Annotated in this window: 15 protein-coding genes; 10 read left to right on the top strand and 5 right to left on the bottom strand. The window is 63.4% G+C overall.

What is annotated here, in order from left to right:
* Positions 1 to 17 precede the first annotated feature (17 nt).
* Positions 18 to 923 carry a branched-chain amino acid ABC transporter permease gene (locus FCU66_RS16815; RefSeq protein ID WP_136621863.1) on the bottom strand — a complete coding sequence of 302 codons (906 nt, stop codon included), beginning with the start codon at positions 921 to 923 and terminating at the stop codon, positions 18 to 20.
* Positions 924 to 1,073: 150 nt separating this feature from the next.
* Between FCU66_RS16815 and FCU66_RS16820 the strand changes: the two genes are divergently transcribed.
* The 10 genes from FCU66_RS16820 (at position 1,074) to FCU66_RS16865 (ending at position 13,390) form a co-directional block, all read left to right on the top strand.
* The gene (locus FCU66_RS16820) at positions 1,074 to 1,685 is read left to right on the top strand and encodes a CGNR zinc finger domain-containing protein (protein ID WP_136621862.1); all 612 of its coding nucleotides are present in this window, start codon (positions 1,074 to 1,076) and stop codon (positions 1,683 to 1,685) included.
* Positions 1,678 to 2,214: a hypothetical protein gene (locus FCU66_RS41170; RefSeq protein WP_181956559.1), complete on the top strand. Its 537-nt coding sequence runs from the start codon at positions 1,678 to 1,680 to the stop codon at positions 2,212 to 2,214. Before FCU66_RS16820 ends, FCU66_RS41170 begins: the two co-directional genes overlap by 8 nt.
* Positions 2,215 to 2,435: 221 nt before the next feature.
* Positions 2,436 to 5,930: an indolepyruvate ferredoxin oxidoreductase family protein gene (locus FCU66_RS16830; RefSeq protein ID WP_136621861.1), complete on the top strand. Its 3,495-nt coding sequence runs from the start codon at positions 2,436 to 2,438 to the stop codon at positions 5,928 to 5,930.
* A 145-nt stretch (positions 5,931 to 6,075) separates the two neighbouring features.
* Complete coding sequence (locus tag FCU66_RS16835) at positions 6,076 to 8,391, top strand: putative bifunctional diguanylate cyclase/phosphodiesterase (RefSeq protein ID WP_136621860.1); 2,316 nt, start codon at positions 6,076 to 6,078, stop codon at positions 8,389 to 8,391.
* 318 nt (positions 8,392 to 8,709) lie between these two features.
* The gene (locus tag FCU66_RS16840) at positions 8,710 to 9,489 is read left to right on the top strand and encodes an N-acyl amino acid synthase FeeM domain-containing protein (RefSeq protein ID WP_136621859.1); all 780 of its coding nucleotides are present in this window, start codon (positions 8,710 to 8,712) and stop codon (positions 9,487 to 9,489) included.
* Between the two features lie 122 nt (positions 9,490 to 9,611).
* The gene (locus FCU66_RS16845) at positions 9,612 to 9,761 is read left to right on the top strand and encodes a DUF3096 domain-containing protein (RefSeq protein ID WP_013528205.1); all 150 of its coding nucleotides are present in this window, start codon (positions 9,612 to 9,614) and stop codon (positions 9,759 to 9,761) included.
* 206 nt (positions 9,762 to 9,967) lie between these two features.
* Complete coding sequence (locus tag FCU66_RS16850) at positions 9,968 to 10,192, top strand: aa3-type cytochrome c oxidase subunit IV (RefSeq protein ID WP_136621858.1); 225 nt, start codon at positions 9,968 to 9,970, stop codon at positions 10,190 to 10,192.
* 85 nt (positions 10,193 to 10,277) lie between these two features.
* Positions 10,278 to 11,561: a Re/Si-specific NAD(P)(+) transhydrogenase subunit alpha gene (locus FCU66_RS16855; RefSeq protein ID WP_136621857.1), complete on the top strand. Its 1,284-nt coding sequence runs from the start codon at positions 10,278 to 10,280 to the stop codon at positions 11,559 to 11,561.
* Positions 11,561 to 11,986 carry a proton-translocating transhydrogenase family protein gene (locus FCU66_RS16860; RefSeq protein ID WP_136621856.1) on the top strand — a complete coding sequence of 142 codons (426 nt, stop codon included), beginning with the start codon at positions 11,561 to 11,563 and terminating at the stop codon, positions 11,984 to 11,986. Before FCU66_RS16855 ends, FCU66_RS16860 begins: the two co-directional genes overlap by 1 nt.
* 6 nt (positions 11,987 to 11,992) lie before the next feature.
* Positions 11,993 to 13,390, top strand: coding sequence for an NAD(P)(+) transhydrogenase (Re/Si-specific) subunit beta (locus tag FCU66_RS16865; RefSeq protein ID WP_136621855.1), 1,398 nt, complete (start codon positions 11,993 to 11,995; stop codon positions 13,388 to 13,390).
* 68 nt (positions 13,391 to 13,458) lie between these two features.
* On the opposite strand, the gene FCU66_RS16870 is transcribed toward FCU66_RS16865, so the two are convergent.
* The 4 genes from FCU66_RS16870 to FCU66_RS16885 form a co-directional block, all read right to left on the bottom strand.
* Complete coding sequence (locus tag FCU66_RS16870) at positions 13,459 to 14,376, bottom strand: hypothetical protein (protein WP_136621854.1); 918 nt, start codon at positions 14,374 to 14,376, stop codon at positions 13,459 to 13,461.
* A 231-nt stretch (positions 14,377 to 14,607) separates the two neighbouring features.
* Positions 14,608 to 17,079 carry a DNA topoisomerase (ATP-hydrolyzing) subunit B gene (gyrB, locus tag FCU66_RS16875; RefSeq protein ID WP_136621853.1) on the bottom strand — a complete coding sequence of 824 codons (2,472 nt, stop codon included), beginning with the start codon at positions 17,077 to 17,079 and terminating at the stop codon, positions 14,608 to 14,610.
* Positions 17,080 to 17,224: 145 nt separating this feature from the next.
* Positions 17,225 to 19,855, bottom strand: a complete 2,631-nt coding sequence (locus FCU66_RS16880; protein WP_246093928.1) for a caspase family protein — start codon at positions 19,853 to 19,855, stop codon at positions 17,225 to 17,227.
* A 91-nt stretch (positions 19,856 to 19,946) separates the two neighbouring features.
* The gene (locus tag FCU66_RS16885) at positions 19,947 to 20,516 is read right to left on the bottom strand and encodes an NADPH-dependent FMN reductase (protein ID WP_136621852.1); all 570 of its coding nucleotides are present in this window, start codon (positions 20,514 to 20,516) and stop codon (positions 19,947 to 19,949) included.
* Between the last annotated feature and the right edge of the window lie 85 nt (positions 20,517 to 20,601).

The following is a 20,601-nucleotide window of genomic DNA, read 5'->3' on the forward strand; positions in this document are numbered from 1 at the left end:
AACCAAAGTCTGATGGCTCAGGCGATCTTGCCGGTGTCGCGGCCGGCGCCGATCAGGATCAGCGTGGCGACCAGGAACAGATACATCCACGCATCGCGCCATTCGACCGGGAAATAGCCGGCCCACAGCGATTCGGCCATGCCGAAGGCGGCCGCGCCCAGCGCCGCCCGTGGCGGCGACAGATAGCCGCCGACCGCCGTCACGAACAGGATCTTCAACCCGTAGACGAGGCCCGAGCCGAAGCTGACATTGCCGTAATAGAGGCCGGCCATGACGCCGGCCAGCGCGGCGCAGAAGCTGCCGAACAGCACCGCATGCCGGAACACCGCGCGCACGTTGACGCCGCACATCGCCGCCGCCTTGGGGTCGTCGGAGACGGCGCGCCAGCGCCGGCCGAAGCTTGAACGGGCAAACGCCCAGCTGGCCAGCGCGATTGCCGCCAGCACCACCGCGCAGTCGATGAGCTGGATGAGCGTCAGCGTCGCCTTGAAGGTCGCATTCTGTGCGAAAACGATGGGCTGCGCCAGCATCGGCGGCAGCCACAGATCATGCGTGTCGGCGGCGATGCGGCTTGCCTCCGACAACAGCAGCAATATGCCGAGTGTCGTCACCACGATCGCGTTGGGTGTACGGTCGGCCAACGGTTCGAAGACGCTGCGCGACAGCACGTGGCTGATCAGAGCGGCATAGAGGAAAGCCGCGACGACGCCGAGCGCCACCGCCGCAAGCAGTGTCAGCCACAGCACTTGATAGCCGAAGGCCGTGGTGAGGATCATCGTCTGGCCGCAAAAGGCGAACAGCGCGCCATAGGCGAGGTTGGTGCGGTGCAGGATGCCGTTGGTCAGCACATAGCCGAAGGCGAGCAGCGCGTAGAGCGCGCCCGAATGCAGTCCGTTCAGCACCTGCTGGAAGAAGTAGAGCATGCGAAACCCTCGGAGCATGTCGCCCAAAAGCGCAAAGCGGTTTGGGACAACGACACGCTCAAGACAGAGGCTGCGGAGTCCGCGCCCGGTAGAGAAATTGCATCGCTGAATCTAACTTGTCAAATGCGATTTATCGGTTAGATTTTAGGCATGACGGTATCCTGGACCCCGCACCGCTTCACCGGCGGCCTGCTTGCGCTCGACACGGCGAATACCGTCGTGCTGCGCGGCGATCCGGAGCGGACCTTCGACCGCTTCGATGATCCGGCCGAGATTGCCCGCTTCGCAGATGCGGCGAGCCGCTTTCGCGCCGCCGAGCTTGGCGACAGGCCGCTGGCTGCACCGTCACCGGAGACGATCGCACCCGTCGTGCTGTCGATCCGCGAGGCGACGGACCGGCTGTTTCGCGGTGCGGTGTCGAAGGGCGCGGTTGTCACCACCGATCTGCCGGGGTTCCTGAGAGCCTGCGCCGATGGTCTGGCCGGCAGCCGGACCGAGATCGGTGCCTCGGGAAGGCCGTTCGGTGATCCCCTGACGCCGATCGCCTTCGAGGCGGCGCTGGCGGTGTCCGCGCTGTCGCTGCTGCGCGACGACACCGTCGCAAGACTCAGGATCTGTCCCAACTGCACCTGGCTGTTCGTCGACAGAAGCCGCAATTCCAGCCGTCTTTGGTGCGACATGGCGGTGTGCGGCAACAGGCAGAAGGCAAGTCGTCACTATCGCCGCCGCCGCATGGCGGAAAATGAGGTCAAGGATGCTTAGAGGTCTTTCCCGTTCGATCGTTGTCGGCGCGGCACTCATTGCCGCCGTTGCGCTCGGCGCCTGCCGCGATACCGGCAATGCCGAAGGCAAGCTGTTCGAGATTTCCGGCAAGATATTCGTCTTCAACTACCGCCTCGCCAGGGCGACCTATGTGGTGACGCTGCGGCCGCTGCAGCCGATGGGAGAGGGTCAGGTGGCGGTCGCCAGCTTCCAGGATCCCGCTGGCGGCGCGCCTCTGGTGGTCGAGCAGAAGGTGTGGCCGAAGCTCGACAAGGTGACGCTGGAGAGCCCGGCGCTGACCTGCGTCGTCAAGAACAAGCCCTATGCGATTGCCATCAGCATCAAGGGCGCCGACGGCGCGGTTCTGCAGAAGATCGACACCACGCTGATGTCGACGGAGGACCAGTCGGTGCTGCCCGACCGGCCATTGGTCATCGATCAGCTCTATACGGCCAATCCCGATCTCGTCGGCCATCCCGACGGCAAGCTGCCGGGCGAACCGAAGCCGGATTGCTCGAAGGGCAGCTGACGCATCGCTGCCAGCCCTGGTTGCAGCTGAAATTTTCGTGCGCCGGACAACGCTCGCTGATCGGTTTTGCACCGGATTCGAGATGGCCACGGACTGTTCGTTGCGCGTTGCCTGGCACCTGCGATTTTGTTTGACCTGCCTTGCAAGGGGAGAAAGGATGCGCCATCCGACCCCGACGTTGGCTGCCTGCTCCCGCGTGGCCTCCGCAGAGGAAATTCCTGATGACGCTGCACGACGTCGCGCTCGACGACAAGTTCGATCTCGCAAAGGAGCGCATCTTCCTCTCCGGCGCGCAGGCGGTCATCCGCATGCTTCTGATGCAGCGCGAGCGGGATCGCCGCGCCGGCCTGAATACGGCCGGCTTCGTCTCCGGCTATCGCGGCTCGCCGCTCGGCGGCCTCGACATGCAGCTTTGGAAGGCGAAGAAACAGCTCGCGCAGGCCGACATCGTCTTCCAGCCAGGCCTCAACGAGGAGCTTGCCGCCACCGCCTGCTGGGGATCGCAACAGACGGAGTTGCTGGGCGAGGGCACCCATGACGGCGTCTTTTCGGTCTGGTACGGCAAGGGGCCGGGCGTCGATCGCTCCGGCGATGTGTTCCGCCATGCCAATCTCGCCGGCTCGTCCAGACATGGCGGCGTGCTCGCCCTGATGGGCGACGACCATATGGCCGAATCCTCGACCAACGCGCATGCCACCGAATTCCTGTTCGTCGACACCATGGTGCCGATCCTCAACCCGGCCGGCGTCCAGGAGATCATCGACTACGGGCTCTACGGCTTTGCCATGTCGCGCTTTGCCGGCACCTGGGCGGCGATCAAATGCGTCAAGGACAACATCGAATCGACGGCCTCGGTCGATGCCTCGCTCGAGCGGCTGAACATCGTCGTGCCGGATTTCGACATGCCGCCAGGCGGTCTCAACATCCGCCACGAGATCGACATGCTCGGCCAGGAGGAGCGGCTGCATGAGCATAAGCGCGCCGCGGCCTCCGCCTTCATCCATGCCAACGGGCTGAACCGCATCATCTATTCGGGCGGCCGCAGCCCGAAGATCGGCATCATCACGCTGGGCAAGAGCTATCTCGATGTCCGTCAGGCTCTGGAGGACATCGGCATCGACGAGGCAGCCGCCAACCGCATCGGCGTGCGGCTGTTCAAGGTCGGTTGCCCCTGGCCGCTCGACCTGCATCATATCGCCGATTTCGCCCGCGGCCTCGACACCATCGTCGTCGTCGAGGAGAAGCGCTCGCTGATCGAGGTACAGCTGCGCGAAAGCCTTTACGGCACCGGCACGCAGCCGGTCATTGTCGGCAAGAAGGACGAGCGCGGCGACTGGCTGTTCCCGGCCAAGGGTGCGCTCGACCCCAACGAGATCGCCATCGCGCTTGGCGAGAGGATCGTCAGGACCATCGGCCCGTCCGAAGAAATCTTGGCGCGGGTGGCAAAGCTGCGCCAGTTCCAGGCGATGCTGGCCGACGCCACCGACATCGGCTCGCGCACGCCGTTCTTCTGTTCCGGCTGCCCGCACAATTCGTCCACCAAGGTGCCGGACGGCTCGATTGCCGCGGCCGGCATCGGCTGCCATTTCATGGCGCTGTGGATGGACCGCAACACCGTCGGTTTCACGGCGATGGGCGGCGAGGGCGCGCAATGGGTCGGCCAGGCGCCGTTCTCGAAGCGTGGCCACATCTTCCAGAATCTCGGCGACGGCACCTACAACCATTCCGGCACGTTGGCGATCCGCTTCGCGCTGTCGACCGACGCCAACATCACCTACAAGATCCTCTACAACGACGCCGTCGCCATGACCGGCGGCCAGCCGCACGAAGGTGGCCTGACGGTGGACATGATCGCCAGGCAGGTGCGGGCGGAAGGCGTCGACCGCATCGCCATCGTCACCGATGAGCCGGACAAATATGCCGGCAAGGCCGAATTCCCGGCCGGCGCCACCATCCATCACCGCGACGACCTCGACCTCGTCCAGCGCGAGCTGCGCGATGTCAAAGGCGTTTCGGTGCTGCTCTACGACCAGACCTGCGCCGCCGAAAAGCGCCGCCGCCGCAAGCGCGGCACATTCCCCGATCCCGACAAGCGCGTCTTCATCAACGAGCTAGTCTGCGAAGGCTGCGGCGATTGCGGCGTGCAGTCGAACTGCGTCTCGATCCAGCCGGTCGAAACCGAATTCGGCCGCAAGCGCAAGATCGACCAGTCGAGCTGCAACAAGGATTTCTCCTGCGTCAACGGCTTCTGCCCGTCCTTCGTCACCGTGCACGGCGCCAAGATCCGCAGGGCCGAGGGCCTCGCCGGCAAGACCGATCCGCTCGACGGCGTGCCCGTGCCGTCCGAATTCCCGCTTGGCGAGCAGGGCTGGGCAGCGATCATCGACGGCGTCGGCGGCACCGGCGTCGTCACCATCGGTGCGGTGCTCGGCATGGCGGCGCATCTCGAAGACAAGGGCTGCGGCATGATCGACATGGCCGGCCTCGCCCAGAAGGGCGGCTCGGTGTTCACCCATGTCCGCATCGCCCGCACCCCGGACGATATCCATGCCATCCGCGTTTCGGCTGGGAAGGCCGATCTCGTGCTTGGCTGCGATCTCGTCGTGTCGGGCGCCAAGAAGGTGCTGACCGCGGTGCGTGAAGGCCACACCATCTTCGTCGCCAACACCGCCGAGATCATGCCCGGCGAATTCGCTCGTTCGGCGGATTTCTCGTTGCCGATAGAGCGCCTGAAGAAGGCGATCCGCGCGGCCGCGGGCGACGACAAGGCGCATTTCTTCGACGCCACCCGCACCGCCACGGCACTTTTCGGCAATTCGCTCGGCGCCAACATGTTCATGCTCGGCTTTGCCTTCCAGCATGGCGGGCTGCCGCTGTCGGCCGAGGCCGTCGAGAAGGCGATCGAGCTCAATGGCGAAGCCGTGGCGATGAACATCGCCGCCTTCCGCTGGGGCCGTCGCGCTGCCCATCAGCCGGATTTCGTGCGCGGTCTCGTCGCCCAGCCGGGCCCAACCGTCGCTGGCAAGACCGGCCAGGCTGCCGACGTCGCCGAGACGCTGGATGATATCATTGCCCGCCGCGTCGCCTTCCTGACCGCCTATCAGAATGCCGCTTACGGCAGGCGCTACGGCGAAAGACTGGCCGTGTTGCGTGCCGTCGAAGCCAAGGCCGTGCCGGGTTCGACGGCGGTGTCGGAAGCCGCCGCGAAAAACCTGTTCAAGCTGATGGCGATCAAGGACGAGTACGAGGTGGCGCGTCTTTACACGGACGGCTCTTTCGCCGCTGAACTCGGAAAACAGTTCCAGAGCTACGAAAAGCTCGAATTCCACCTCGCGCCGCCGATCATGGGCCGGCGCGGCAATGACGGCAGCCCCAGGAAATCGAGCTTCGGCCCGTGGATGATGAAGGGTTTCCGCCTGCTGGCGGCGATGAAGGGTCTGCGCGGCACCGCCTTCGACCTGTTCGGCTACACCGCCGAGCGGCGCATGGAGCGGCAGCTGCTGGCGCGGTACGAGGCGGATCTGGAACTCATCGCCGGATCGCTGGCCCCGGCCAGGGTCGATGCGGCGGTTGCGCTGGCCTCGGTGCCGGCCCTCATTCGCGGCTATGGCCACGTCCGTCAAGCCAGCGCGGAAAAGGCCGCCGGCGAACGCCAAAGACTGCTCGAACGCCTGTCGGGCACGCCGGCGCGGCCGGAACTTCAGGCCGCCGAATGATCGATACGCCTTGTTTACCTGAACGACAGTTTCCCCACTTTCCGCAACGTCACCCGGCTTGACGGCAGGGACGCGAGGGGCTCTCTAAATCTTTCTTAAGGCGGATGTGACACTGCTTGGGTCCCCAAGGGTTGGGATTCAGGCGTTGAATCTGAGAAAAAAGAACGAGATCCCGGTCGACGTCTACATTCCGTTCGTGGAAACCCTGTTTCGCGACGGGCTGACGCTTTCAATCGGCATTCTCGCACAGACCTTCCTGATTGCCCTTGTCTGGTGGAAAAACGGCGATCCGCTGTATTTGCTGGTCGCGATTTCGATGGTTCTCGTCGGTATCTTCCGCATGAGAAACTTTCGAAAATACAACAGCATGCCGTCGCCGACGACCTGGGAAGAAGCGCACAAGCGCGAGAATGACTACATACTCTACGGCTCCCTGCATGGCTTGACGCTGGGCGCCTTCTGCCTGCTCGGCATCTATTTTGCGCGCGACAATTTTGCCGAAATCGCCTCCGTCTGCCTGACGCTGGCGACGGCGACCTCCATCGCCGGCCGAAACTACGGCTCGCCGCGCATGGTCACCATCCTGACCCTTGCCTTGACCTGGCCGATCTCGCTGGGCTTCCTGCTGCGCGGCGACATCTACCATGTCCTCCTCGGGCTCCTGTCAGCGCCGTTCCTGTTCGCCATCCGGAAATTCGCCAACACCGTGCGCGATGTGCTTTTTGCGGCGGTATCGGAAGAGAAGAAGGCCAACCGCATCGCCCAGCGCTTCAACCGGGCGCTCAACACCATGTCGCATGGGCTTGTCATGCTCGGCCCGGACGGCCGCGTCGCGGTGGCCAATGCCGAGGCCGCGCATCTGATGTCGCTGAAGTCGCCGGATGCGCTGCTCGGGCGGTCGATCCATGGTCTTTTGATGCGTGGCGTCGCCGGCGGCATGCTGGCGCCCAAGGATTGCCGCTATATCGAGGCTCAGCTGACGCGCGCCCTGCGCGAGGGCCGCGACCGCAAGGTGCTGGTTTCCCTCGCCAACGGCCAGCACTACGAATTCTCGGCTCGCGAAGGCAGCCAGGAGCTGGGCGTCATCACCTTCGAGGACGTCACCGCCCGTGTCGAGGCGGAAGACAAGATCCGCTTCATGGCACGCTACGACAACCTCACCGGCCTGCCCAACCGCGCCTATTTCCACGAACTGATCGGCGAGGCCATGGCGTCCGGTGATCGCGACCGTCTCTGCGGCCTGGCGGTGCTCGACCTCGACGATTTCAAGAGCGTCAACGACACGCTTGGCCATCCGATCGGCGACGGCTTGATCTACGCCGTTGCCGAGCGGCTTGCCGCCATTGCCGGGCAAGGCATCACGGTCAGCCGTTTCGGCGGCGACGAGTTCATGATCTTCTTCGACCGCGTCGAGGATGAAAGCCATCTGACCAGCCAGCTCGACGAGATTTTCGCCGGCCTGCAGGGGGAAGTCGACGTCGCCGGTCACGGGCTGCGCATCCAGGCCAGCGGCGGCGCGGTGCTGTCGCGGGTCAAGGATACCGATGTCGACGCCATGATCGTCAAGGCGGACCTGGCGCTCTACAAGGCCAAGGAGCTCGGCAAGAACAGCTGGCGGCTGTTCGAAGCTTCGATGGATGCCGCCTTCCGCAACCGTCAGCTGATGAAGGCGGATCTGCGCACAGCCGTGGAAAGCAAGAGCCTGCGGGTGGTCTATCAGCCGATCGTGGCGATGAGCACCATGCGCATCGCCAGCTGCGAGGCGCTGTGCCGGTGGGATCATCCCGATCTCGGGCCGATCTCGCCCAGCATCTTCATTCCACTGGCCGAGGAAATGGGCATCATTTCCGAGATCAGCACCTTCGTGCTGCAGGCAGCCTGCGCCGAATGCGCCAAATGGCCGGACCAGACCAGCGTCTCGGTCAATCTCTCCGCCAAGGATTTCCGCAACCGTGACGTCATCCAGAAGGTTCGCGATGCGCTGGCGAGCTCCGGCCTCGCCGCCAGTCGGCTCGAGATCGAGGTCACTGAAACGGCGCTGCTCGACGACAAGTCGCTGACGCGCCAGTACATCGAGGAGCTGAAGCAGATCGGCGTGCGCATCGCGCTCGACGATTTCGGCACCGGCTATTCGAGCCTGAGCTACCTGCACAAGCTGCCGCTCGACAAGATCAAGATCGACCGTTCGTTCCTGATGGACGTCACCCAGAACCCCCGTTCGCTCGAACTGCTCAAGGGCATCGTCAACCTGTCGCGGCCGCTGGGGCTTTCGGTGACCGTCGAAGGTGTCGAGACCTTCGAGCAGCTCAAGATACTGGCGCTGCAGGTCAAGCCCGACCTTGTCCAGGGGTTCCTGTTCGGTTCGGCGCTCAGCGCCTCCGGCATCGAGACCATGTCGAACACGGTATGGCCCTTCGCCAAGGACATCAGGACCGCCAAGAAGGCGGCGGTACGTCGCTGATTTGCGGCGCATGGTGCATGGAGATCATGCCCAGACACCGATGGAACAGGCTCCAGGTCTGAAGACATTCACGGCAATCCGAGGTTTCCTCGCACGTCACGGCGCCATACCAAAATCGCCGCCGCCTCCTATCAGGTTCGAGAACCGTTCTTTCTCCATCTCATTGCGGAAAACGAAGAAAATCGTCGAATTTTAGTAATATTTTACCGAATGTTAACCTTAACGACTGGTAAACGGCCTCCTTCCCATTTTCATCTTTACATCCCATGACCCTGTCGTAGTGTCGGATCGCGGCGGCAATGTACGGGGACCGAGTTTATGATTGTGCAGTTGAGTTCGCTTCGCCCCGTGGCGGGCGAGGCCGGCAAGGATGCCGCCGACACCATGTCCAGCTTCGCCCGCAACGTCTCGGCGATGCTTGAGCGGACAGAGTATCGCCGCTGCGACAAGGGCGAAGATCTCGAGGATATTTACCGCCTGCGCTACAAGTCATATCGCTCGAACGATATGGTGCCCGACAACGAGAACCACACCATTCATGATGAGCTCGACGAGGCACCGAATGTGTATCGTTTCGGGGTCTATATCGACCAGGAACTCGTCAGCACGCTGCGTATCCATCACGTCACTTTGGCGACGCCGATGTCGCCTTCCACCAAGGCGTTCGGCGACATTGTCATGCCGATGCTTCATGAAGGGTTGAGCTTCATCTGCCCCAGCCGGTTTGCGTCCGATCCCGAATGGTCGCGCGTCTATCCGCAGATCCCCTATCTGACGTTGCGGCTGGCCGGCATGGCGTGCTTCCATTTCAACGCACCCTACTGCCTGTCGACCATTCGCGAGGATCACGCCGGCTTCTACAAGCGCATCTACTACTCGGAGAAGATCAGCGAGTCGCGCGCCTATCCGGGCGTGTTCAACAAGGTCGTGCTCTATCGCGCCGACGTCAACGCCATCCGCGAGCGGTCCTTCTCACGGTTCCCGTTCTTCCGTTCGACGCCGATGGAACAGCGCATGCTGTTCGATACGCCGCATGTCGGCGAACTTGCGCCGCTGACCATCCTGCCCACGGCAAAGTATTATCACGAAGCCGCCTGATACGGCAGGATCGCACGATTTCGCCAGATGGACATGGAGCCTTTCGGCCGCTTCGGCGTTCTGGATGACGCCAAAGGCGCTGCCGCACTCTGGCACGGCCACGAAGTCTTTGAGGAACCGACATGACCATTTCCACGCTTGCGCTCACCCCGCTCATCTCGCTGATCGCCGGCGTGCTGATCCTCGTGATGCCAAGGCTGTTGAACTATATCGTCGCGCTCTATCTGATCGTCGTCGGACTGCTCGGGCTTTTCCCGCATCTTGCCGGCTGACGGCGCCGGTTGAGGCAGCGAAAGCGTTCGCCTCGACCGCCTTCGCAGCATCTTTCCACATCAAGCGCCTGGACTCAGGGCCGCGTCGGCAGTCGGCTTCAATTTTCCTTTGAGGCAGTTGTCGGCTGCAATGCGGCAATAGCGCCATTGCTCTCGGCCCGGCTTTTCGCTATGTGCCTCAAAGATGTCTTCGAAGGGGTATTCCTATGGCTGATCACTCGCCGACCGGTCCTGTCGAACTGGGCGCGAAGATGGACTATGCCGAGCATGACCGCACCTATGCGGGCTTCCTTATGCTGGCCAAATACGGCTCGCTGTTTTGCCTCGCCCTCCTGTTGGCGATGGCTTTCGGCTTCTTTGCAGGCGGCTTCTTCTCGGGGACCATCCTGTTCGTGCTGATTCTGGCTGTCGGCGCCTTTATCCTCCGATAGATTTTTCCGACACCTTGTCCATGGCGCCGCCGCGAGGCCGGCCGGCGTCTTGCGGGAAACAGCTTCCGGCCGAAAGGATCATGCGGTGGGACAGACGGTTTTCATCCCTCGTGAACTCGATGCCAACGAGCCTCGCGTCGCGGCCTCGCCCGATACGGTGAAACGGCTGGCGGCGCTGGGCTTCGACGTCGTTGTCGAGGCCGGTGCCGGTCTGAATTCCCGCATCGTCGATGCCGATTATGCGAGCGCTGGCGCCGTCATTGGCAAGGCTTCCGATGTCGCCAAGGCCGATGTCGTGCTGAAGGTGCGTCGGCCCGGTGATGCCGAGCTGAAGAGCTACAAGCCCGGTACGGCGGTCATCGCCATCATGGATCCCTATGGCAACGATGCCGCCGTGGCAGCCCTTGCCAAGGCCGGCGTCACCGCTTTCTCGATGGAATTCATGCCGCGCATCACCCGGGCCCAGTCGATGGACGTTTTGTCCTCCCAGGCCAATCTCGCCGGCTATCAGGCGGTGATCGACGGCGCTTCGGAATATGATCGCGCCTTGCCGATGATGATGACGGCGGCCGGCACGGTGCCGGCGGCAAAGGTCTTCATCATGGGCGTCGGCGTTGCCGGCCTGCAGGCGATCGCCACCGCGCGCCGGCTAGGCGCGGTCGTTACCGCCACCGACGTTCGCCCCGCCGCCAAGGAACAGGTCGCCTCGCTCGGCGCAAAGTTCCTCGCGGTCGAGGACGAGGAGTTCAAGGCGGCCGAAACGGCCGGCGGCTACGCCAAGGAAATGTCGAAGGAATACCAGGCCAAGCAGGCGGCACTCACATCAGAGCATATCGCCAAGCAGGACATCGTCATCACCACGGCGCTGATCCCCGGCCGGCCGGCGCCGAAGCTGGTGTCGGCGGCCATGGTCGCCTCGATGAAGCCGGGCTCGGTGCTCGTCGACCTGGCCGTCGAGCGCGGCGGCAATGTCGAGGGCGCTGAAGCCGGCAAGGTCGTCACCACGGCCAACAACGTCAAGATCGTCGGCCATCTCAATGTGCCCGGCCGCATCGCCGCGTCGGCATCGCTGCTTTACGCCAGGAACCTGTTTGCCTTTCTCGAAACGCTGGTCGACAAGACGACCAAGACGCTTGCCATCAATCGCGACGACGATCTGGTTAAGGCGACGATGCTGACCGATGGCGGCAAGGTGGTTCATCCGGCCTTCGCCAAGGCCGACCAGCAGCCACGCATCGAGCCGGCCGCGATACCGGCCACCACCATGGTGGCCGACGCTTCAGTCAAACCTGCCACTGCAAAGAAAGCCGCGTCCAAGAAGGCGGCCGCATCCAAGTCGCCCTCGTCGAAGCCGAAAGGGATCGCGTGATGGACCAGACCCTGCAGAAAGCCCTCGACCAGCTCGACCAGGCCTCCGCCGCCGTTCGGCTGGCAGTGCACAATATGGCGACCGCGCCCGGCGGCGCCGAGGCGGCGGGTGACGCCGCGCACGCGCTCTCCGGCGGCGCCATCGATCCCTTCGTCTTCCGCTTCGCCATCTTCGTGCTGGCGATCTTCGTCGGCTACTACGTCGTCTGGTCGGTGACCCCCGCCTTGCACACGCCGCTGATGGCCGTCACCAACGCCATCTCTTCGGTCATCGTCGTCGGCGCGCTGCTTGCCGTCGGCATTGCCGCTTCCGGCGTCGCCGCCGGTTTCGGCTTCGTCGCGCTGATGCTGGTGTCGGTCAACATCTTCGGCGGCTTCCTCGTCACCCAGCGCATGCTGGCCATGTACAAGAAGAAGGACAAGTAGAGCGCCATGAACGCCAACTTCGCGTCCTTCCTCTATCTGGTCTCCGGCGTCCTGTTCATCATGGCGCTGCGCGGCCTGTCGCATCCGACCACCAGCCGCCAGGGCAATCTCTACGGCATGATCGGCATGGGCATTGCCATCGCCACCACACTGGCGCTGGCGACCCCGTCGGCCGGCCGCTTCGGCCTGATCGTGCTCGGCCTCGCCATTGGCGGTGGCGTTGGCGCGATCACCGCGCGCCGCATCGCCATGACCTCGATGCCGCAGCTGGTTGCTGCCTTCCACTCGCTGGTCGGCCTTGCCGCCGTCATGGTGGCGGCCGCGGCCATCTATGCGCCGGAAAGCTTTGGCATCGGCACGAATGGCGACATCCATGCCCAGGCCCTGATCGAGATGAGCCTTGGCGTCGCCATCGGCGCCATCACCTTCACCGGCTCGGTCATCGCCTTCCTCAAGCTCGATGGCCGCATGTCCGGCAAGCCGATCATGATCGGCGGCCGCCACTTCATCAACGCGGCACTTGCCATCGCGCTCGTCGTCTTGATCGTGCTGCTCGTCACCACCGAGTCCAAGCTGGTCTTCTGGTTGATCGTTGCCGCCTCGCTGGTGCTCGGCATCCTGCTGATCATCCCGATCGGCGGCGCCGACATGCCGGTCGTCGTCTCGATGCTCAACTCCTATTCGGGCTGGGCGGCGGCGGCCCTCGGCTTCACGCTCGGCAATCTGGCGCTGATCATCACCGGCGCGCTGGTCGGCTCGTCCGGCGCGATCCTGTCCTACATCATGTGCAAGGGCATGAACCGAAGCTTCATCTCGGTCATTCTCGGCGGCTTCGGCGGCGAGACGGCGGCTCAAGCCGACGACGGCATCGAGCGCACGGTCAAGCAGGGCTCGGCCGACGACGCCGCCTATCTGATGATGAACGCCCAAAAAGTCATCATCGTGCCCGGCTACGGCATGGCGGTCGCCCAGGCGCAGCATGCGCTGCGTGAAATGGCCGACAAGCTCAAGGCCAACGGCGTCGACGTGAAATACGCCATCCACCCGGTCGCCGGGCGCATGCCGGGCCACATGAACGTGCTGCTCGCCGAAGCCAACGTGCCTTATGACGAAGTGTTCGAACTCGAGGATATCAACTCCGAATTCGCGCAGGCCGATGTCGCCTATGTCATCGGCGCCAACGACGTCACCAACCCGTCCGCGCGGGACGACAAGAGCAGCCCCATCTACGGCATGCCGATCCTCGATGTCGACAAGGCCCGCACCTGCTTGTTCGTCAAGCGCTCGCTCGGTTCCGGCTATGCCGGCATCGACAACACGCTGTTCTACAAGGACGGCACCATGATGCTGCTCGGCGATGCCAAGAAGATGACCGAAGAGATCGTCAAGGCCATGGATCACTGATCCAGTCTCAACGCGCGCAAGAAAAGCCCGGCTTCGCGCCGGGCTTTTCTTTTGAACGGCGTAGCAGTTCAGCGTGTCGTGAGGAAAACCGCTTCCTCGTCGTCGCGCTGCTTGCCGCCAAGCGCTGCGGCGGCGCTGGCGATGAAGGCGCCGATGACCAGCGACAGCGCACCAAGCAGCGCAAAGGTCGCACTGCCCTTCCTGGCGGTGTCGGCGGCCTGCTGCGCCTTGACCTTGGTGTCCTGGACCTTGGCGACCAGCGCATCGACACGTGCCTTGGCGTCGGCCTCGGAGAGGCCGGTGCGAGCGGCGACCAGTTGCGACAGGTAGGTCTTGTCGTCGGCCGAAATCTCGCCTGCCGCGGCACTCGCGACCAGGATGCGCGAGGCTTGGCCTACCGCGGCTGCATCGCCGTCCGGACTGGCCGCCGCGAGCTTGCTCGGATCAGCCGGACGAAACAGCGAATCCACCAGATAGGAGGTCGCATTGTCGGTCGACCCGCCGCTGGCATTGGCGGAAGTGCCGGCCGATGCGCCCATGGCGGCGCCTGAAGCCACGGTCGAAACCGCCTGCACGCCCGTGCCAAGTGCTGCGGACAAGGCAGAGCCAAGAACGCCAACGACGATCAAGGTGGCCAATGCCCAGGCGAGGAAGCCGTGGGCGGTGTCACGGAAATACACTTCATCGGTGTGGATGCCGACCCATTTGGTGCGCAGGCGACCGGCAAGGTAGCCGCCGACACCGGAGGACAGCCATTGCACGATGACCAGCCAGATCGCCGTGGAGACCGCGAAAGTGGTGACCGAGGCGCCGGAGCCCGACCACGGTGACACCATGCTCAGCCCCAGCCCGGAGCCGAGCAGCATGAGGATGAGGGTCAGCGTCGAGGCCGCGAAGGCACCAGCGATGATCGGTCCCCAACTGACGGCCGTGGCGGATGATTCTGTTGGAGCGGAAACGTCGACAGCCGATAGGGTGGACTGCATGAATTCCCCCTAACGTACGAACAGCATGATCAGAATGATGATCGGGATCGGAATACCAAGCAACCAGAGCAAAATGCCGCGTCCCATGAAGGCCTCCTGTGAGAAATTGTGATCGATGTTGTCACAATGTCCCGAAGAGACTTCCGTTCCGGCGGGTTATAAAATGATTTTGTTTGCCATGGATGGAACAATTGGCGCGCCGCAGCGCGCCAATTTCAGAGACTATCGAGATCAGATATCCAGATTGGCGACAGACAGCGCGTTGTCCTGGATGAACTCACGCCTGGGTTCGACCTCGTCGCCCATCAGCCGCGAGAACAGACTATCCGCATCCGTCGCGTCATTGACCTTGACCTGGAGCAGCGAGCGCACGTTCGGATCGAGCGTGGTTTCCCAGAGCTGTTCGGCGTTCATCTCGCCGAGACCCTTGTAGCGCTGCATGGTCAGACCCTTGCGTCCGGTCGCGAAGACCGCGTTGAGCAGCGCCAGCGGCCCCGAGATGGTCTCGGAGATATCCTTGCGGCGCAGCACCGGTGGCTCGCCATAGACTTCCGTAAGGCGCGGCGCATAGCGGTCGAGCTGACGTGCATCGGCCGAATTGATCAGCCCCAGATCGAGATGCGCGTATTCCTTGACGCTGCGCACCGTGCGCTCGAACACATAGCCGCCGATGCCCTCGTTCGAGGTCGACATACGACCGGTCCAGCCGCGTTCGGTGTCCTCGGCGATGATGTCGAGACGCTTGGCGATACGCTCGGCCATGGCGTTGGCTTGGGCGAGATCGGTAAAGACGTCCGGGTTGAGGCCGCCGGCGATTGCCGCCTGCTCGACCACGCCCCTGTTGTAGCGCGTGTGCAGGCCGTTGATCAGCTGGCGCACCGCCAGCGCGTCGTCGATGGCGCCGCGCAGGTCCTGTCCGATGCGAACCTCGCCCGAGCCGAGCGTAAGCGATGCCTCCTCCAGCCCCGAGCCGATCAGGAATTCCTCGAAGGCGCTCTCGTCCTTGATGTATTGCGAACTCTTGCCGCGCGTCACTTTGTAGAGCGGCGGCTGGGCGATGTAGAGATGGCCGCGCTCGATCAGCTCCGGCATCTGCCGGAAGAAGAAGGTGAGCAGCAAGGTTCTGATATGGGCGCCGTCGACGTCGGCGTCGGTCATCAGGATGATCTTGTGGTAGCGCAGCTTGTCGGCGTTGAACTCGTCCTTGCCGATCGAGGTGCCGAGCGCGGTGATCAGCGTGCCGATCATCTCGGAGCCGAGCATGCGGTCGAAACGAGCCCGCTCGACATTGAGGATCTTGCCGCGCAGCGGAAGGATGGCCTGGTTCTGGCGCGAACGGCCGCCCTTGGCCGAGCCGCCGGCGGAGTCACCCTCGACGATGAATATCTCGGATTTCGCCGGGTCGCGTTCCTGGCAGTCGGCCAGCTTGCCGGGCAGCGAGGTGATGCCGAGCGAACTCTTGCGGGTGATGTCGCGGGCCTTGCGGGCCGCCTCGCGCGCCGCGGCAGCCTGGATCACCTTGTCGATCACCACCTTGCCTTCGGCCGGATGTTCCTCGAGCCAGGTGCCGAGAGCCTCGTTGACCAGTCCTTCAACCACCGGGCGGACCTCGGACGAGACCAGCTTGTCCTTGGTCTGCGAGGAGAATTTCGGGTCGGGAACCTTGACCGACAGCACCGCCGTCAGGCCCTCGCGGCAATCGTCGCCGATCAGTCCCACCTTTTCCCTCTTGGTCAGCCCCGAGGATTCGCCATAGCCGGTGATCTGGCGTGTCAGCGCGCCGCGGAAACCGGCCAGATGGGTGCCGCCGTCGCGCTGCGGGATGTTGTTGGTGAAGGCCAGCACGTTCTCGTGGTAGCTGTCGTTCCACCACATCGCCACTTCGACGGTGATGCCGTCGCGCTCGGCCTTGATGGCGATCGGCTTGTCGATCAGCGGTTTCTTGACGCGATCGAGATATTTGACGAATTCTTCCAGCCCGCCATCATAATGCAGTTCATGGCGCACGATGTCGGCATGGCGGGCATCGGTCAAAATAATGCGCACGCCGGAATTCAGGAAGGCGAGCTCGCGCAGCCGGTGTTCCAGCGTGCCGAAGTCGAACTCGACCATGGTGAAGGTCTCGGACGACGGGAAGAAGGTGATCTCGCTGCCGCTGCGTCCTTCATAGGTGCCGGGCTGCTTGTCCTGCTCATAGCTGCCGGTGGCCTTCAGCGGCGCGTCGGCATTGCCATGCGTGAAGCTCATCTCGAAGATCTGGCCATTGCGGCGAATCCTGAGTTTTAGCCAGGCCGAAAGCGCATTGACCACCGAGACGCCGACGCCATGCAGGCCGCCCGAGACCTTGTAGGAGTTCTGGTCGAACTTGCCGCCGGCATGCAGCTGCGTCATGATCACTTCCGCCGCCGAAATGCCTTCTCCGGTGTGGATATCGGTCGGAATACCGCGGCCATTGTCGATCACGGTGACCGAACCGTCGGGGTTGAGCGTCACCGTGACGAGGTCGGCGTGACCCGCCAGCGCCTCGTCGATGGCGTTGTCGACCACCTCATAGACCATGTGATGCAGGCCCGAACCGTCGTCGGTATCGCCGATATACATGCCGGGGCGTTTGCGGACAGCATCCAACCCCTTCAAAACCTTGATGGAATCGGCGCCGTATTCGGCTTCAGCGCCGTTGTTGTTGTCGATCTGATCGCTCATGAAAACCTGTTGTCTGGGTGCCGCTTGCACGGCTCGAAAAATCGGCCCCGAATCGCGCCTCTGATATGCACTAGATATAGGCGCTAAAGGCGGTTTTTCCAAGGTTTGCGCGCATTTCGGAGGCGAACTCCCAGCCGGCAGCCGGCTATTTTTTTCGGGCGCCGAATTTGGCGAGAAGGCCGCGCAAATACTTGATCGTGGATTTGTCTCTCGGCGCCAGCCGGCCTGTGCGGTCGAGCTCCAGCGTCAGGTTCAGCGCCTTGGTCAGCACAGCCTTCGGATCCTTCGCCACATAGGCGTAGTTGATGTAGGCCTGTACCAGATCAAATTGCCAGATCGCGTTGTCCGGATCGGACTGGGCCAGGTGCTGGCGGATGCCGAGGCTGGCTTCGAAGGCCTTCCTGGAGCTCTCGAAGTGGCGCTGCTTGGTCTCCAGCATGCCGATTTCCGAGAGCGTGATCGACAGGTCGCGTTGCCAGTCGGAATTGGCTGGGTCGAGCTTGGCCAGGCGGTCGGCAATGGCAAAACTGTCCTGATAGTTTTGCAGCGCGCCGCCGACATCGCCCTGGACATCAAGCACACCGGCGACCTTTTCCAGACAGACCGACAGGTCCCGCTGCCAGTTTGTGTTGCCAGGATCGGTGGCGGCCAGTTCACGCACTATGGCCAGCGCTTGCCGATAGGAAGCCAATGCTGGCGACCAGCTCTTCTGGTCGCTTAGCGCATTGCCGGCCTTGGCGTAACTGATCGACAGGTCGCGTTTCAAGTCGGTATCGTTGGGGTCGCGGCGCACCAGCTCTTCGGCGATCGCCTGGCTCTTGTTGTAGGCCTCCAGCGCACCGGCGGGGTCGCCGCGCTCGCGCAGCACGTCACCGATCCTTTCATGGCTGACGGCGACAGCGCGCTGGCGCTCAGGCTCATCGGGTTTGTTCTCGGCCAGTGCCAGCCGAATTCTCAGGCTCTCTTCAAAGGCCGTCTGGGCGCCGTCCAACTGGCCGGCGGTACGGGCAAGGTCGCCGATTTCATCATAGGTGATGGTCAGATCGCGCAGCAGATAGGCGCGGTCCGGCTCCGCATTGGCCAATTGCTGCTTGATCGACAGGCTTTGCTGATAGGCCTGGGCGGCCGCGCCAACATCGCCTTGCGTCGCCAGCACGTTGCCGATCTTGTCATTGGCCATGGCCAGATCGCCAAGCCAGCCTTTCTCGTCCGGCAGGCTTGCGGTCAGACCCTGCAGCATGTCCCTGGCGGCTTCGTAGTTTTCCAGGGCGATTGGCAGGTCGCCTTGCACCATCTCAGTGTTGGCGAGCTTGATATGGCTGATGGCGAGATCGCGCTTGACGCTGGGATCGGTTTCCTGACGCGAGCGCTGCTCGAGGTTGGCCAACAATGCGGTAAAGGCGCGGCCGGCCGCCTCGACATTGCCGACCGTCGTATAGAGGATACCGAGTTCCTCCAGCGTGCGGCTCTGGCGGTCGGCCTGTTCCAGGCTGAGCGAGGTTTGCCCGGCCTCGCCATACAGCGACAGCACGGTTTCGTAGCCCTTGATGGCCGCCGCATAGTTGAGGTCGGCGCGTGCCGCGCCCGCCGACAGGAACAGCGTTGCGGCTTGCGACAGCGTGCGGTCGACGAAATTCACCTTCAGCGCCTTGCGCGACACTTCGTCGATATCGACCGCTTCCGCCAGTTTTGCCTGTGCCGCGCCGAAGGCGCCCAGGGCCAGCTGCTCCTCGGCCTGCCGGCGCAGTTCCGTCACACGCGGATCGTCGGCGGCCAGCGTCTTCATCTCGCCGCGCACCTTGACGAAGGCGTCCGCCGCCTCGCGCAGGCTGGCGTCCAGGCTCTCGGCGGAAAGGTGCTTGGTGTCGAGACCGATCAGCGCGCCATAAAGCGGCGCCAGCGGCATGTCGGCGTCACTGGCGATCTGCTCGACCTGGCCGCGCATTTCGGGCGTCACATCGGCCATGGCGAGCAACAGGCGCTCGCGCTCTGGCAAGTCCTGCCTGGCCTTCGCGGCAAAAAAGAGCTGCGGCAGGCCACTCTCGACATAGGGCAATTGCTTGCCCCGCGACTGGTCATAGACCTCCTGCTGCACCAGCGTCAGCACCGAGCGGATCTCGAGCCCGTCAGTGCCGAGATATTTGGTCAGCGCCGTCGTGAAGGGCGAGTTCTGGCCGGTTCCGTCGGCAGCCGTCTCACCCGGTGCGGCCGAAAAGGCGAACAGGATGTTTTCCGCACGGCCAGTCCGGCCGAGACCTGGCCGGACTTTTTCCACGACATCCTTTGCCAGCGATGTCGCGCCTCGACCTTCGCTCACCGTGCCCGAAAACGGATCGCTGCGGCAGGCGTCGAGCATGATCAGGCCGACCTTGGCCGTGGCGACAACAGCGTCGCGCACCTCCTCCAGCGGCAGGCTGGTCTTCTCCAGTGCGTCGAGCGAGGAGGCGTCGGCATCGACCGGCAGCAGCCGGTTGTCGCCCGAGATTTCGACGCCATGGCCGGAGAAATAGACCAGCGCCACGTCTGCGCCTTTGGCATCCTCGCGAAAATCGTCAAGCGCGCGGCGCATGCGCCGCAGGTCGCGGTTGGTTTCGAGGACGACCTCGAAGCCGAGCGTCTTCAGCGCCGCGCCCATCGCCTCGCCGTCATGGACCGGATTGGCAAGCGGCCGGATCAGGCGGTAATCGTCGTCGGCGATGACCAAGGCCACGCGCCGCTCAGCCACCGCGGTGGCGGTGGTCATGAGCATCAGCAGCAAGGCAAGAAGCAAGCGCAAATCGAACCGCCCCCCGGCTTGTCCATTTGCGCGAACATTCCACCTCTTTATGGCATGAGCAAGCCGGGCTTTTGGTGGAAGACCAGCTCTTTCAGCCAGCCCGCATCGGCTTCAAGGCGTCGCTCCAGCGCAACAGCTCGTCGAGCATGGTTTTGGCCCCGCCCTGCACCTGTTCGCTGGCGTTGAAATCGCCGTTCTCGTCGAGCAGTTTCTGATACATCGGCAGCGCGACGCCTTCCGAGATCGGCATGACACCCACCGAGGTCAGCAGCGGCTTCAGCGCCTGCGCCGCACGCAAGCCGCCGGAGACGCCGCCATAGCTGAAAATAGCGGCTGCCTTGTACTTCCATTCGCGCGAGAGATAGTCGATCGCGTTGACGATCGCCGGTGCCACGAAATAATTGTATTCCGGCGCCACGAACACGAAGGCATCGGCGGCGTCGATCGCCTTGGACCAGGCTTTGGTGTGGTCGTTCTGGTAGTTGCCAAGCCTTGGATGGTGCGGTTCGTCCAGCACCGGAAGCTTGAACGTATCGATGTCGGTCAGTACCGGCTCGAATTTCCCATGCTCTCGCGCGAATCTCTCCAGCCACTCGGCAAAAACCGGTCCTGCGCGGCCTGGCCGCGTGCTGCCGATGATGATGTTCAACTGGTGCTTCAAGGTGGGCTCCTGCGGTGGCGGTATCTATTGGTGACTGCCACCTAAGGCATGCCGCTCGGGGCAACAAGAAGGCACTTCGCGGTAA

The sequence above is a fragment of the Mesorhizobium norvegicum genome (assembly GCF_004919685.1).
GTDB classification, from domain to species: Bacteria; Pseudomonadota; Alphaproteobacteria; order Rhizobiales; family Rhizobiaceae; genus Mesorhizobium; species Mesorhizobium norvegicum.